This is a genomic window from Nocardioides sp. NPDC006303 (assembly GCF_040613175.1).
GTDB lineage: Bacteria > Actinomycetota > Actinomycetes > Propionibacteriales > Nocardioidaceae > Nocardioides.
Genome location: NZ_JBEXRR010000059.1, coordinates 1 through 12,977, shown reverse-complemented (window position 1 = coordinate 12,977; position 12,977 = coordinate 1). Strand labels below are relative to the sequence as shown.

Below are 12,977 nucleotides of genomic sequence, written 5' to 3'. Positions count from 1 at the left end.
GCCGGGATCGGGGCCCGATATGGAGACCGCACTCCACCGCTTCATCCGGCTGCTCCGGCTCTACGGCGTACGCGTCAGCACCGCCGAGGTGATCGACGCGATGCACGCGGTCGCCCAACCGGGGGTGCTCGAGCAGCGCCACGTGCTCCACGCCGCGCTGTCCGCGAGCCTGGTCAAGGACCGCCGCGACCTGGCCACGTTCGACCTGGTCTTCGACCGGTTCTTCGGGCTGCGACCGGTCGTCGACGAGCAGGACGACCACGGGCACACCCACGACGACCTCTCCGACGAGGGCGACCTCACCGACTTCACGCTCTCCGAGGAGCCGGGCGAGGTGCCCGAGGACGGGCACAGCCACGGCAAGCCGGACGACATCAAGGAGTACTTCAAGCCCGAGGACATGGCGCAGCGCTACAACCTCCACCAGGAGGCGAACAAGATCGACATCGCCGCGCTCACCGACGAGATCGTCCTCTCCAACGACCCGAAGTCGAGCCCCGGGGAGGCTGCGCGGGTCCAGCTCTCGACCAGCCGGATGCACAACCCCGGCAACCCGGGCGAGCTGATCCGGGACGGCGGGATGCAGCTCGACACCGAGCTGTCCGTGCAGGAGGAGATCGCGCTGCTGAGCTGGCTCGAGGAGCGCGAACCCGACAGCGGCATCGACGAGGACGATGACCTCGCGGAGCTGCGCAAGGCGCTCTCCCCGTGGCTGGCCTCGCTTCCCGAGCGGATCCGGGACCACCTCGAGCGGTTGATGAGCATGGAGCGCGAGATCGAGTCGCGGGAGATCCAGGCGGCGCAGGCCGAGACCGTGGCCGAGCACGACCGGGCCGCGCTGGAGGAGTCGCTGCGCCGGTTGCTCAGGAAGCTCCACGGAGCCCCGCGCCCGCGACGTACGGTCGCGGCCCGCGGCATCGTCGACGGCCGGCGGACGATGCGCACCAACATGAAGTACGACGGGGTGCCGTTCCGGCCGGTGACCGTCGCCAAGGCGCACGACCGGCCCCGGCTGCTCGTCCTGTGCGACGTCTCCCTGTCCGTACGCTCCACCGCCCGCTTCACGCTGCACCTGCTGCACAGCCTGCAATCGGTCGCCACGTCCGTTCGGTCCTTCGCGTTCGTGAAGGACCTGGTGGAGATCACCGACCTCTTCGCCGAGCACCGGATCGAGGACGCGCTGTCCCTGGTGCTGGCGGGCCTGCCGGCGGGCGGAGTGCTCGACGTGGACGCGGACTCGGACTACGGCGCCAGCTTCGAGCAGTTCCTCGAGCAGTTCGGCTCGGCTGTGAACCGGCGGACCACGCTGGTGATCCTCGGCGACGGCCGCGGCAACGGCAAGGATCCCGGCTTCGCCGCCTTCGAGGAGCTCACCCGGCGCGCCCGGTCGACGATCTGGCTCACCCCCGAGCCGCGCTACTCGTGGGCGCTCGGCGGCTGTGACCTGCCGGAGTACGCGGAGTGGTGCGACAAGGTCCAGGTCGTACGCAACCTGCGCGGGCTCGACAACGTCACCCAGACGATGTCGGTCGGCCGATGACCACGCCGCCCGGCGAGCTGTACGTGATCGACGCGCTGCGACCCGGTCCCGAGGCCGGGGTCTACCGCGACGAGCTCGTCAGTGTCCGGGCCTGGCACGGCCCACGACCGCGGCGCCATCTCGGGACGATCCGCACCCGCCATTTCGACGTACACCGCGAGGGCCATCAGGTCCATCTGATCCACTGCCTGCGTACGGACCAGATCGATGACGACCTCTCCGGCCTGCTGGCCGAGGAGCTGTTCCAGCCCGGTTGGCTGCGCGGCCCGGACCTCTTCGAGCGGCTCTTCACCGGGGTCGTAGTCAGCAGCGCTCCGGACCCGGAGCAGGCCTGGGCGGCGTTCTACCGCAACACGCTGCGCCGCGTGGAGCAGGCGCTGCACCGGCCCGGTCCTGCCGCCCCGGCTCACGGAACCGTCGCCGAGTACGCCCCGGTCTACCGCTTCGTCGAGCAGCAGCTGGCGCCCGGCTCGGTCCTCGAGGTCGGTTGCTGCTTCGGGTTCCTCTCGCTTCGACTGGCCTCTGCCGGACGCGCCGTCACCGCCTCGGACCTTTCCGCCGGCACCGTCACGCTGCTCAGTGCCGCGGCGGCCCGGCTGGAGGTGCCGCTGGCCACCCGAGCCGCCGACGCAACCCGGCTGCCGTGGTCGGACTCGGCCGCCGACAACGTGCTGCTGATCCATCTCCTCGAACACATCGAGCCGGGCCTAGGCGACCGCGCCGTCGCGGAGGCGATTCGGGTGGCGCGACGCCGCGTGGTGATCGCCGTACCCCTCGAGGACGAGCCCGACGAGACCTGGGGACACGTCCGAACGGTCTCGTTGGACGACCTCGCCGCCTGGGGCGCGGCCTCGGGACACCCGCACCGGGTCGTCGAGCACCACGGTGGCTGGCTCGTCATCGACACCGACCGCTGATCGCGCCTCTCCGGTGGCGACCTGTCCGTCGGCGACGCGGACGGGCAGTCGTCCTTCCGGCGCCGCGTCAGGCCTGGTCAAAGCCTGGTCCGACCTGCCCGTCGGCCGCACGCGACCGTGCTGGAGGGCTACCCGCGGGCAGGTGCGCTACCGCCCACTCGGCGGGTCCGTCGATGTGTCGTACGTCACTACTTTGTGAGAACCGTGGCCCAGCCGGACGACGGTTGAACCCTTGGAGGAACCGATGACGAACACATCCATCGATGCACTGGACACCACGCAGAGCGCCGCACCGACCTGGGGCGACCCGTTCCCGCTCGGGCTGGCCAGCTTCGGGATCTCGGCGCTCGTCCTGGCCACCGTGATGTCGGGGATCGTGGACGCGGCTGCGCTGCCGGCCGTCCTGCCCCTCGCGCTGGCGCTGGGCTTCGCGACGGAGCTCGTGGCCGGCCTGGTCCACTTCCGGCGCGGCGAGACGTTCCCGGCCCTGGTCTTCACCGCGTACGCCGGGTTCTGGCTCTCCTACGCCCTGCTGGTGCAGTTCTACGGCCCGATGGTGACCGCGGGCGGGGCCGCGATCACGGGGATGTTCCTGCTGGCGTGGGCGGTGTTCACCACGTACATGCTGTTGGCCGCGCTCCGCACCAACACCACCACGATCGTGATCTTCGTGCTCCTGGCCGGGGTCTTCTACCTCGCGGCCTTCGGGTCGTTCCTCGGCAGTGCCGGTCTCGGTCAGACCGCCGGCTATGTGCTGATCCTCGACGCCCTGGTCGCGCTCTACGCCTCCGCCGCGATCATCGTGAACACGACCTGGGACCGCACCGTCCTGCCTGTGCCGTGACGTGACCTGGCCGCCGGGTCAGAGGAGGCCGAGCTTGGACGCCTCGTACACCGCCTCGGCCCGGCGGCTGACGCCCAGCTTCCGCAGGATGTTGCCCACGTGGAACTTGGCGGTGGTGTCGGAGATGTAGAGCCGGTGGCCGATGGCACGGTTCGACAGCCCGTGCGCGAGCAGCTCCAGCACCTCGAGCTCGCGCGCGGTGAGCTCGGAGTCGTCGCTGGTCACCGGCATGTTCACGCCACGGATCATCGCCGCCGCGGAGCGCGCGTCGAAGGCGCTTCCGCCGCTCGCGACGTCCCGGATAGCCCGGACCAGCCCGGTGGTGTCGACGTCCTTGACGACATAGCCACGGGCGCCGGCGCGGATCGCCTGCATCACCAGCTGCTCGTCCAGGAACGTGGTCAGCACGAGGATCAGCGCCTCCGGGTGTCGCTGGGTCAGCGCGGCGCACAGCTCGAGCCCCTCGGCGTCAGAGGACGAGGAGAGCTTCAGGTCGAGCAGCACGATGTCCGGACGAGCGCTGTTGACCCGGGCCAGCGCCTCGGCTGCCGTCGCCGCCTCCGCGACGACCCGGAGGCCGGGCTCGCGCTCCAGGATCGACCGCAGACCCTGACGGACGATCGCGTGATCATCGACCAGCAGTACGTCGATGCCGGCTGTGGCCTGGGTCTCGGCCGCGGCCTGGGTCGGGGCCGCCTGGGGCGGGCTGAGCGTGTTCATCGGTTCCTCCTCGAAGCGGCTACTGCGGGTCCGCGATGAGCCCGCAGATCGTTCCTCGGCCGCGATCCACGACGGGCAGCGGCACCCGGAGCTCCACCCGGACACCACCGAGGCGCGAGCGCCGGAACGCGACGGTGCCACCGAGCTCGCCGATCCGGGTCTCGATGTTCGCGAGGCCACGGTGTCGGCCGTCGATCGAGGCGCCGCGCTCGAGCCGCAGCTTCCGGGCGAGCAGGCCCGGATCCCCACGGCCGTCGTCGGCGACCCCGACGTAGAGCTCGTGCTTGCGGTAGCGGAGCCGGAGCACCGCCTGGGTGGCCTCGGCATGGATCGCCACGTTGAAGAGTGCCTCGCCGACCGCACGGGCGATGTCGTGCTTCGCCTCCGCGGGCATCGGGTACACCTCGCCCTCCACCCGCACCGACACGTCCAGGTGAGGACGGTGGTGCTCGGCGACCTCGTGCAGCAGCTCGGGCAGCGAGGAGACCGTGTCGCGATGCGGCTGGTGCAGGGCGTAGATCGCCCGGCGGAGCTGTTCGACGGCGTCCTGGGTGAGCTGCTTGGCGGTGCCGAGGAGCTCGGCGATCCGCTCGCCGGCCGGCCCGAGCTCCTCCGTCTCGCCCCGGGCGACCTCCACCGACATCCCCGCCGAGAGCACGAACTGGGTGACGCTGTCGTGCAGCTCCCGCGCGATGCGGTGACGCTCGTGGTCGACCAGCTCCCGCTGGTGTGCCACCAGCAGCCGCTCCTCGGCCTGGCGCAGCTCGCGGGTCCGCTGCTCGAGGTCCCGCTCGCGGGCACCGACCTCGTCGTAGAGCCGCTGGGCGCGGCGGTGCTGGGAGAGCCCGGCCTGATACTGCTCGGAGGTGTGCAGCGCCACGGCGGCCTCGTTGGCCAGGATCCGCAGCACCGACAGGTCGCCAGGCTCCGGGTCGTCGGCGAGCCCGTGGAGACCGACCAGGCTGCCGATCATGACGCTCTCCAGCGTCATCGGCACCCGCACCCAGCGTGCCGGCCCCGGCGCACCGGTCGCGTGCCCGGCCCGGATCGCGCCGAGCTCGCGACGTACGACTCCGGGGAGCTCCTCCTCGTCACCGACCACCCGGCCGTCGTGGCCGACGATGATGAACCGCGGCCTGGCGCCGGTCAGGTGGCCGTCGGCCAGCGCCAGGATCGTCCACTCCGCGGCCAGGTGCACCGCGGCGGCGCGGGCCACCTCCTCCAGGAGCGCCCGCGGGCCCTCGACCGTGCGCACCAGCGCCCGCGAGATCGAGTCCATGGCGCGTACGGCCTGCTGCATGCGCTCGTCGGAGCGCAGGAAGGCGCGATAGTAGGACCGCTTGCCGGAACGTACGCCGGTCAGGGCTGCCAGGTCGGGTGCGCTCACTGGATCGCCTTCACAATGCTTCTCGGAAGAGCGCGTGGATCTCGGCGCGGCTCGCCGGTCGCGGGTTCGTCGTCAGACAGGCGTCGTCGAGGGTGGTCACCGACAGCGTGTCGAGATCGGTGTCGGTGACGCCCAGGTCCCGCAGCCGCCGGGGTACGCCGACGTCGTCGGCCAGGCGCCTGACGTGGTCGGCCAGCATCTCGGCCGCGACGTCTCCGGGGACGCCGTCGACCGGCAGGCCGGCGGCTCTGGCGAGGCCGACGAACCGTTCGGGGACCGAGCGCGCGTTGTAGCGGATGACGTGCGGGAGCAGGACGCCGTTGACCACGCCGTGCGGGGCATCGAGCAGTCCACCGACCTGGTGGCTCATCGCGTGGGTCGCGCCGAGGATCGCGTTGGTGAAGGCCAGGCCGGCCTGCAGGCTCGCCTGCGCCATCATCGCGCGGTGCTCCATCGCGGTCGGGTCGGTGACGGTCGAGCGCAGATGCCGGCAGACCAACGCGACCGAGCTCATCGCGTGCCCGTCGGCCAGCGGGTTGTGTGCCAGCGAGACGTACGACTCGATGCCGTGGGTCAGTGCGTCCAGGCCGGTCGCGGCGTTGAGCGCCTCCGGCATCGTGGTCAGCAGCCGGGGGTCGGTGATCGAGACGTCGGGCACCAGGGCGCGACCCATGATCGTGATCTTCACCCGACGGTCGGTGTCGGTGACGATGCAGAACTGGGAGACGTCGGCCCCGGTCCCCGAGGTGCTCGGGATCATCAGCATCGGCGGGATCGGCCGGGCGATCTGGTCGATCCCGGCGTAGTCGAGGATGTCGCCGCCGTTGCCCGACAGCACCGCGACACCCTTCGCCGCATCCATGCAGGATCCGCCGCCGATGGCCACGATGACGTCGGCCTCGGCCTCGACGTACCGCTCGTAGGCGCGGCGTACCTCGTGGTCCTTGGGGTTCGGCGTGACCTCGGTCCACAGCACCGGGACGAGGCCCTCGGCTCGGAGCAGCCGGAGCAGCTCGTCGACCCAGCCGGCCTCGACGATGCCGGGATCGCTGACGACGAACGGTCGTCTGGCCCCGAGCCGGGCAGCGGCGTAGCCCGCCTCCTCGAGCGAGTTGTGCCCGAAGACCACCTCGGGAGCCTGGAACTTCACCACCTGGTCGAGCGGAGCATAGGCCGGCGGGACCTGCTCCTGTCGGGGAGCCGCCTCCCAGCTGCGCGCCATCACCGCCGTCGTCGCCGCTACTCCAGCCGTCATCTCAGAGACCGACCTCGCGGTCCAGCCGGGCGATCTGGCCGTCGGCGAGGGCCAGCAACGGCGAGCCGGACGGCAGCAGGGTCCGGAGCCGGAGCCACATCTCGTAGTCGTCGGCGCCCCACGCGGACCGGGTCCACGTCGAGACCAGGTCGGGCTGACCCGACTGCAGCACCGCCGCGCGGAGCTGCTGGGCCAGCGTCTCGCGGAGCCGGACCACGCCCGGCGCGACGGAGCGCGGCAGGATGGGGCCGCGATAGCAGCGGAGCGCGCCGGCGACGTCGCCCACGGCGAGCCGTGCCTCGACGCCCAGCCAGTCGCCGGTCACCTCGGTCGTGAGCCGGTAGGGCCGGGAGGCGAGGAACTCCTCGCCGAGCAGGTTGCGCAGCCGGTTCAGCTCGGCGCGCAGCGTCGAGGAGCCGCCGTCGTCCTCGTAGAGCAGGACCGCGAGCTCGTCGCCCGAGAGGCCGCGCGGGGCGCTGGCGAGGAGCAGGAAGATCTCGCTGTGGCGTGGTGAGAGCCGCAGCTGCGCGCGATGCCCACGGCCGTCGTCGATCGACAGCAGCAGGTCCTGACGGCCCAGGGTCTCCACGGCGATGCGTGCCCAGCCGGGCCGGGTCTCGGGCTGCCTCGGCAGCAGCTGCTCTCGGGCGAGCTCGGACTCCGCGAGCCTCGCGGTGGCGCGCACCATCGCCATCGTCTGGGGTACGACGATGGAGTCTCCTCCGGTGATGTCGAGGACGCCGAGCAGGCGCGAGTCGCCCGGGTCGTGGATCGGGGTGGCGGCGCAGCTCCACTGCTGCACCGAGCGCCGGAAGTGCTCCGCGGCGACGACGCTGGTCGGCCGGTCGAGCCGGAGCGCGAGCCCGGGTGCGTTCGTGCCGGCGAGGCGCTCGTCCCAGTTGCTCCCCTCGACGAAGCCGATCCGCTCCGCGCGCCGGAGCGCCGCGGGAGCACCGCACACCCAGAGCAGCTGACCGGCCTCGTCCGAGACGGCCATGATCGCGTCGCAGTCGCGCGCCGCCTGCCCGAGCACGTCGTCGAGGAGCGGGAACACGCGTGCCAGCGGATGGGCGGAGCGTACGTCCTGGAGCTCGTCCTCGGGGAGGGTGATCGGCGCGTGCGCGTCATCTGCGGTCACCCCGGCGGCGGCGGATCGGTGCCACGAGTCCGCCACGGCTGCACGCATGGAGGGGCTCTGCTTCGTATCGTTCATCCGGACCTCCTCAAGTGATGAGAGTCACATTTGAAGGTTGCATTCACGTTGCATCCGTCGATCTTCGTCCACGTCCGGTGACCGCAACGTCGCTGCAACCTCAGCGTTCCTAGCGTCTGTGACCACGATCACGCCCCAATGCCTGAACTGCCTGAGGAGAAATCCCGATGACCGTATACACAGCTCCCGGCCAGCCCGACTCGCTGGTCACCGTCCAAGGCCGCTACGGCCACTACATCGGCGGCGCCTGGGTCGACCCGGTCAAGGGTGCCTACTTCGAAAACATCTCCCCGGTGAACGGCAAGCCGTTCACCGAGATCGCCCGGGGTACGGCCGAGGACATCGAGGCCGCCCTGGACGCCGCACATGCTGCCGCTCCGTCGTGGGGGAAGACCTCGACGACGGAGCGGGCCAACATCCTGCTCAAGATCGCCGACGTGATGGAGGAGAACCTCACCGCGATCGCCGTCGCCGAAACCTGGGAGAACGGCAAGCCGGTCCGCGAGACGCTGGCCGCCGACATCCCGCTCGCCATCGACCACTTCCGCTACTTCGCCGGCGTGCTGCGTGCCCAGGAGGGCACCATCGGTGAGATCGACGAGAACACCGTGGCGTACCACTTCCACGAGCCGCTGGGCGTCGTCGGCCAGATCATCCCGTGGAACTTCCCGATCCTGATGGCGGTCTGGAAGCTCGCCCCGGCGCTCGCCGCGGGCAACTGCGTGGTCCTGAAGCCCGCCGAGCAGACGCCCTGGTCGATCCTCAAGCTGGTCGAGCTCGTCGGCGACCTGCTCCCCGCCGGAGTGCTCAACGTCGTCAACGGCTTCGGCGTCGAGGCCGGCAAGCCGCTCGCCTCCTCGCCGCGGGTCGCCAAGGTCGCCTTCACCGGCGAGACCACGACCGGCCGCCTGATCATGCAGTACGCCAGCCAGAACATCATCCCGGTGACCCTGGAGCTTGGCGGCAAGAGCCCGAACATCTTCTTCGACTCCGTCGCCGCGGAGAAGGACGCCTTCTACGACAAGGCGCTCGAGGGCTTCACGATGTTCGCCCTCAACCAGGGCGAGGTCTGCACCTGCCCGTCGCGTGCGCTCGTCCAGCGCTCGATGTACTCCGACTTCGTCGGCGATGCCATCGCCCGGGTCGAGAAGATCAAGCAGGGCAACCCGCTCGACGACACCACGATGATCGGCGCGCAGGCCAGCAACGACCAGCTCGAGAAGATCCTGTCCTACATCGAGATCGGCAAGGACGAGGGCGCCAAGATCCTCACCGGTGGTGAGCGGACCATCCTCGAGGGAGACCTCGCCGAGGGCTACTACGTACAGCCGACCGTCTTCGAGGGCGACAACTCGATGCGGATCTTCCAGGAGGAGATCTTCGGACCGGTCGTGTCGCTGACCGGCTTCGACGACGAGGCCGACGCCCTCAAGGTCGCCAACGACACCCTGTACGGCCTCGGCGCCGGCGTCTGGTCGCGCGACGGGTCGCAGGCCTTCCGCGCCGGCAAGGAGATCAAGGCCGGCCGGGTCTGGACGAACTGCTACCACGCCTACCCGGCCCACGCGGCCTTCGGGGGCTACAAGCAGTCCGGCATCGGCCGCGAGACCCACAAGATGATGCTGGACCACTACCAGCAGACCAAGAACCTGCTCGTCAGCTACAGCCCCGACGCACTCGGGTTCTTCTGATGAGCGCGACCCACGCCTCCTCCCTTCCGGCGCGGGTCGCCGTGACCGACGGGGCGGCGGACCTTCTCCGCCGCCTCGTCGGTATCCACGGGCCGGTCATGTTCCACCAGTCCGGTGGATGCTGCGACGGCTCCGCGCCGATGTGCTACCCGGACGGCGACTTCATGCTCGGCGACGCCGACATCCACCTGGGCGACCTGGACATCGCGCTGGACCAGCAGGTGCCGGTCTGGATGTCGCGCTCGCAGTTCGAGTACTGGTCACACACCCATCTCACCATCGACGTCGTCCCCGGACGCGGCGCCGGGTTCTCCCTGGAGGCGCCCGAGGGCGTGCGGTTCCTGATCCGGTCGCGACTGTTCACAGACGAGGAGGCACAGCGCCTTGACCGAGAAACTGCTCAGCACTGACCATCCGACCCGCTTCGAGCCACCGGCCGACCTGGCCGCTGCCTCCAACGTCACCGAAGAGGCGTACGCCCGGGCCGAGTCCGACCTCGAGGGCTTCTGGGCCGAGCAGGCAGGGCGTCTGACCTGGGCCGAGCCGTTCACCGAGGTGCTGGACTGGTCCGACGCACCCAACGCGCGGTGGTTCGCGGACGGGAAGCTCAACGCGGCGTACAACTGCGTCGACCGGCACGTCGAGGCCGGTCGCGGCGACAAGGTGGCCTTCCACTTCGTCGGCGAGCCCGGTGACACCCGGGACATCACCTACGCCGATCTCAAGGACGAGGTGTCCCGGGCCGCCAACGCGCTGACCGACCTCGGAGTGGTCAGTGGCGACCTGGTCGCGATCTACCTGCCGATGATCCCCGAGGCCATCGTCGCGATGCTGGCCTGTGCCCGCATCGGGGCCACCCACACCGTGGTCTTCGGCGGGTTCTCGGCCGAGGCCCTCGCCTCCAGGATCGAGGACTGCCGAGCCAAGCTGGTCATCACCTCCGACGGCGGCTACCGCCGCGGGGCTCCGTCGTCGCTGAAGCCGGCCGTCGATGCCGCACTTGCCCGGCTGGGCGGCCGGAGCCCGGTCGACCACGTCCTCGTCGTACGCCGCACCGGGGAGTACGTGCCCTTCGACGACGCCACCGACCTGTGGTGGCACGACGTCGTCGACAGCGCTTCGCCCGAACACACGCCGGAGGCGTTCGACGCCGAGCACCCGCTGTACGTCATGTACTCCTCGGGCACGACCGGGAAGCCCAAGGGCATCCTGCACACCACCGGCGGCTACCTGACCGGCGCGGCCTACACGCACCATGCCGTGTTCGACCTCAAGCCGGAGACGGACGTCTACTGGTGCACCGCCGACATCGGCTGGGTCACCGGACACAGCTACATCGTCTACGGTCCGCTCGCCAACGGCGTCACCCAGGTGCTCTACGAGGGCACTCCGGACAGCCCTCACCGGGGTCGCTGGTGGGAGGTCATCGAGCGGTACGGCGTGACCCTCTTCTACACCGCCCCGACGGCGGTCCGGACGTTCATGAAGTGGGGACGCGAGATCCCGGACAGGTACGACCTCACCTCGTTGCGGCTCCTCGGCTCGGTCGGCGAGCCGATCAACCCCGAGGCGTACCTCTGGTACCGCAACGTCATCGGCGGCGACCGCTGCCCCGTCGTCGACACCTGGTGGCAGACCGAGACCGGTCAGATGATGATCAGTCCCCTCCCCGGGGTCACCGCCGGCAAGCCCGGCTCGGCGATGCGGCCGCTGCCCGGCATCGGCGCCGACGTGGTCGACGAGGAGGGTCGCTCGGTGCCGAACGGGTCGAGCGGCTACCTGGTTCTCACCAAGCCGTGGCCCGCCATGCTGCGTACGTTGTGGCAGGACGACGACCGCTTCGTCGAGACGTACTGGACCCGCTTCGCGGACCTCGGCTACTACTTCGCCGGCGATGGGGCCAAGAAGGACGAGGACGGCGACATCTGGATCCTGGGCCGCGTCGACGACGTGATGAACGTGTCCGGCCACCGCCTCTCCACGAGCGAGATCGAGTCCGCCCTGGTCTCCCACCCGCGGATCGCCGAGGCAGCTGTCGTCGGCGCCGCCGACGAGACCACCGGCCAGGCGGTCGTCGCCTACGTGATCCTGCGCTTGGGAGACGGCAACACCGGCGAGGCGCTGATCCAGGAGCTACGCAACCATGTGGCCAAGGAGATCGGTGCCATTGCCAAGCCGCGGCAGATCACGATCGTCCCGGAGCTGCCCAAGACGCGGTCCGGAAAGATCATGCGCCGCCTCCTGCGCGATGTCGCCGAGGGCCGAGATGTCGGCGACACCACCACGCTGAGCGATCCGAGCGTCATGGCTCTGATCGCGAACCGCGACGCCGAACACGCCGCAGCCGCGGAGGGATGAGATGGCCGTGCCCGTCACAGGCGTCGACCCCAGGACGATCGGGCGCAGCTGGATCGTCGTGGCCAGGCACCGCCAGCCTACGGGGACGAGGGATCCTGCGCCGTGGGGCGAGGCGCATCTCAAGCGGCTCGGCACCCAGGTGACCCTCTGCGGTGCGCCGGCCCTGGGTTGGCACGCGTTCTGGAATCTGCGGTCCGAGGACATCCGCCGGTGGTGCCCTGCCTGTTCCGCTGCGGCCCGCCCGACTCGCACCGTGTCGGGAATCCTGAGGACCCCGTGACCGGTCCGCGCTGGCTGCGCTCGGGGCGCTACTCCTTTGCAGGCTGAACCTGTAAAGTCGTGATCGCAACGGCCTTGTAGGCCCGCGAAGTAAGCCCGGCAGTCTTCCGGACGGTGGATGAGCCGGGCTCGCGCCATTTCTGAGGTCGACATGTTTCCGAACACCTCGGAGTGTCAGACCACGAGTTGGCGGACATCAACGACCAGCGGCCGAGCCGCGTCGATCCAGCGGCCGCCTCGTTGGTGACACCAGCACACGGCGTCGCTGATCCACAGGAGCGGTTCGCTGCGAGGGACTTCGAGGCGGTACGCCGGCTTGTCGGTAACCGGATAGAGCAAGTCGGAGATCAGTTCGAGGTCCGACCGGTGGTGTGAGTGTCGCGGGTAGGCGTGAAGGGGTTCGGATCATCGAGACATCGGCGGCGGCCAGGTGCAGATGACACCGCGAGGAGTTCATCCCCGCGGACGCACGCTTGCCGTGAAGCTGCTGCCGGCCAGTGCGTCGAGCAGATCGGCGGCCGAGACCTCCCCGGTCACGGTGATCTGGCCGGTGTCGCGGTCGGCGGTGAGCGTGGCGACCCCGGGGAGGTCCCGGAGCCGAGCCGTGGCCTCACGGACGCATCGAGGGCAACGCATGCCCTCGACGTACAGCTGGATGGTCTGCATGGCGGTCCAACTCCAGGAGTTGGTCATCAGAGGTCGCCGACCAAGCCTGGCGTACGAGCTCCTCGTCGAGTCCGCCCGCAGAACGCGATCAAGGGCCTGCGACCCAC

11 protein-coding genes are annotated in these 12,977 nt (G+C 70.2%); 6 read left to right on the top strand and 5 right to left on the bottom strand.

The window, feature by feature from the left end; translation table 11 throughout:
- Positions 1 to 19: 19 nt before the first annotated feature.
- From ABZY89_RS27655 to ABZY89_RS27645, 3 genes are all read left to right on the top strand, one after another.
- Positions 20 to 1,540, top strand: a complete 1,521-nt coding sequence (locus tag ABZY89_RS27655; protein ID WP_355232406.1) for a VWA domain-containing protein — start codon at positions 20 to 22, stop codon at positions 1,538 to 1,540.
- Positions 1,537 to 2,457: a mycofactocin oligosaccharide methyltransferase MftM gene (mftM, locus tag ABZY89_RS27650; RefSeq protein WP_355232405.1), complete on the top strand. Its 921-nt coding sequence runs from the start codon at positions 1,537 to 1,539 to the stop codon at positions 2,455 to 2,457. Before ABZY89_RS27655 ends, mftM begins: the two co-directional genes overlap by 4 nt.
- Before the next feature lie 244 nt (positions 2,458 to 2,701).
- Entirely contained in the window at positions 2,702 to 3,301 is a 600-nt protein-coding gene (locus ABZY89_RS27645; protein WP_355232404.1) for an acetate uptake transporter, read from the top strand.
- A gap of 18 nt (positions 3,302 to 3,319) precedes the next feature.
- Here the strand turns inward: ABZY89_RS27645 and ABZY89_RS27640 are convergent, their stop codons facing one another.
- The 4 genes from ABZY89_RS27640 to ABZY89_RS27625 are packed head-to-tail and all read right to left on the bottom strand — an operon-like array spanning position 3,320 to position 7,876.
- Positions 3,320 to 4,021, bottom strand: coding sequence for a response regulator transcription factor (locus ABZY89_RS27640; protein WP_355232403.1), 702 nt, complete (start codon positions 4,019 to 4,021; stop codon positions 3,320 to 3,322).
- A 19-nt stretch (positions 4,022 to 4,040) separates the two neighbouring features.
- Positions 4,041 to 5,408 (bottom strand): histidine kinase, encoded by a 1,368-nt coding sequence (locus ABZY89_RS27635; RefSeq protein ID WP_355232402.1) that lies wholly within the window; start codon positions 5,406 to 5,408, stop codon positions 4,041 to 4,043.
- Positions 5,409 to 5,418: 10 nt separating this feature from the next.
- Positions 5,419 to 6,663, bottom strand: a complete 1,245-nt coding sequence (locus tag ABZY89_RS27630; RefSeq protein WP_355232401.1) for an iron-containing alcohol dehydrogenase — start codon at positions 6,661 to 6,663, stop codon at positions 5,419 to 5,421.
- A 1-nt stretch (position 6,664) separates the two neighbouring features.
- Complete coding sequence (locus tag ABZY89_RS27625; protein ID WP_355232400.1) at positions 6,665 to 7,876, bottom strand: GAF domain-containing protein; 1,212 nt, start codon at positions 7,874 to 7,876, stop codon at positions 6,665 to 6,667.
- 167 nt (positions 7,877 to 8,043) lie between these two features.
- Here ABZY89_RS27625 and ABZY89_RS27620 point away from each other — a divergent pair, with 167 nt between their 5' ends.
- From ABZY89_RS27620 to acs, 3 genes are read left to right on the top strand one after another with little or no spacing between them, the layout of a single operon-like run.
- Positions 8,044 to 9,567 (top strand): aldehyde dehydrogenase family protein, encoded by a 1,524-nt coding sequence (locus ABZY89_RS27620; RefSeq protein ID WP_355232399.1) that lies wholly within the window; start codon positions 8,044 to 8,046, stop codon positions 9,565 to 9,567.
- Positions 9,567 to 9,977 (top strand): DUF779 domain-containing protein, encoded by a 411-nt coding sequence (locus ABZY89_RS27615; protein ID WP_355232398.1) that lies wholly within the window; start codon positions 9,567 to 9,569, stop codon positions 9,975 to 9,977. The genes ABZY89_RS27620 and ABZY89_RS27615 overlap by 1 nt, the downstream gene beginning before the upstream one ends.
- Positions 9,952 to 11,925, top strand: coding sequence for an acetate--CoA ligase (gene acs / locus ABZY89_RS27610; RefSeq protein WP_355232397.1), 1,974 nt, complete (start codon positions 9,952 to 9,954; stop codon positions 11,923 to 11,925). The genes ABZY89_RS27615 and acs overlap by 26 nt, the downstream gene beginning before the upstream one ends.
- A 732-nt stretch (positions 11,926 to 12,657) precedes the next feature.
- On the opposite strand, the gene ABZY89_RS27605 is transcribed toward acs, so the two are convergent.
- Positions 12,658 to 12,897 (bottom strand): heavy-metal-associated domain-containing protein, encoded by a 240-nt coding sequence (locus tag ABZY89_RS27605; RefSeq protein ID WP_355232396.1) that lies wholly within the window; start codon positions 12,895 to 12,897, stop codon positions 12,658 to 12,660.
- Between the last annotated feature and the right edge of the window lie 80 nt (positions 12,898 to 12,977).

Excerpts from the sequence above, each read along its gene's own strand:
- ABZY89_RS27640 (WP_355232403.1), bottom strand. The coding sequence starts at position 4,021 with ATGAACACGCTCAGCCCGCCCCAGGCGGCCCCGACCCAGGCCGCGGCC.
- ABZY89_RS27630 (WP_355232401.1), bottom strand. The coding sequence starts at position 6,663 with ATGACGGCTGGAGTAGCGGCGACGACGGCGGTGATGGCGCGCAGCTGG.
- ABZY89_RS27645 (WP_355232404.1), top strand. The coding sequence starts at position 2,702 with ATGACGAACACATCCATCGATGCACTGGACACCACGCAGAGCGCCGCA.
- ABZY89_RS27615 (WP_355232398.1), top strand. The coding sequence starts at position 9,567 with ATGAGCGCGACCCACGCCTCCTCCCTTCCGGCGCGGGTCGCCGTGACC.
- ABZY89_RS27655 (WP_355232406.1), top strand. The coding sequence starts at position 20 with ATGGAGACCGCACTCCACCGCTTCATCCGGCTGCTCCGGCTCTACGGC.
- mftM (WP_355232405.1), top strand. The coding sequence starts at position 1,537 with ATGACCACGCCGCCCGGCGAGCTGTACGTGATCGACGCGCTGCGACCC.
- ABZY89_RS27625 (WP_355232400.1), bottom strand. The coding sequence starts at position 7,876 with ATGAACGATACGAAGCAGAGCCCCTCCATGCGTGCAGCCGTGGCGGAC.
- ABZY89_RS27620 (WP_355232399.1), top strand. The coding sequence starts at position 8,044 with ATGACCGTATACACAGCTCCCGGCCAGCCCGACTCGCTGGTCACCGTC.
- ABZY89_RS27605 (WP_355232396.1), bottom strand. The coding sequence starts at position 12,897 with ATGACCAACTCCTGGAGTTGGACCGCCATGCAGACCATCCAGCTGTAC.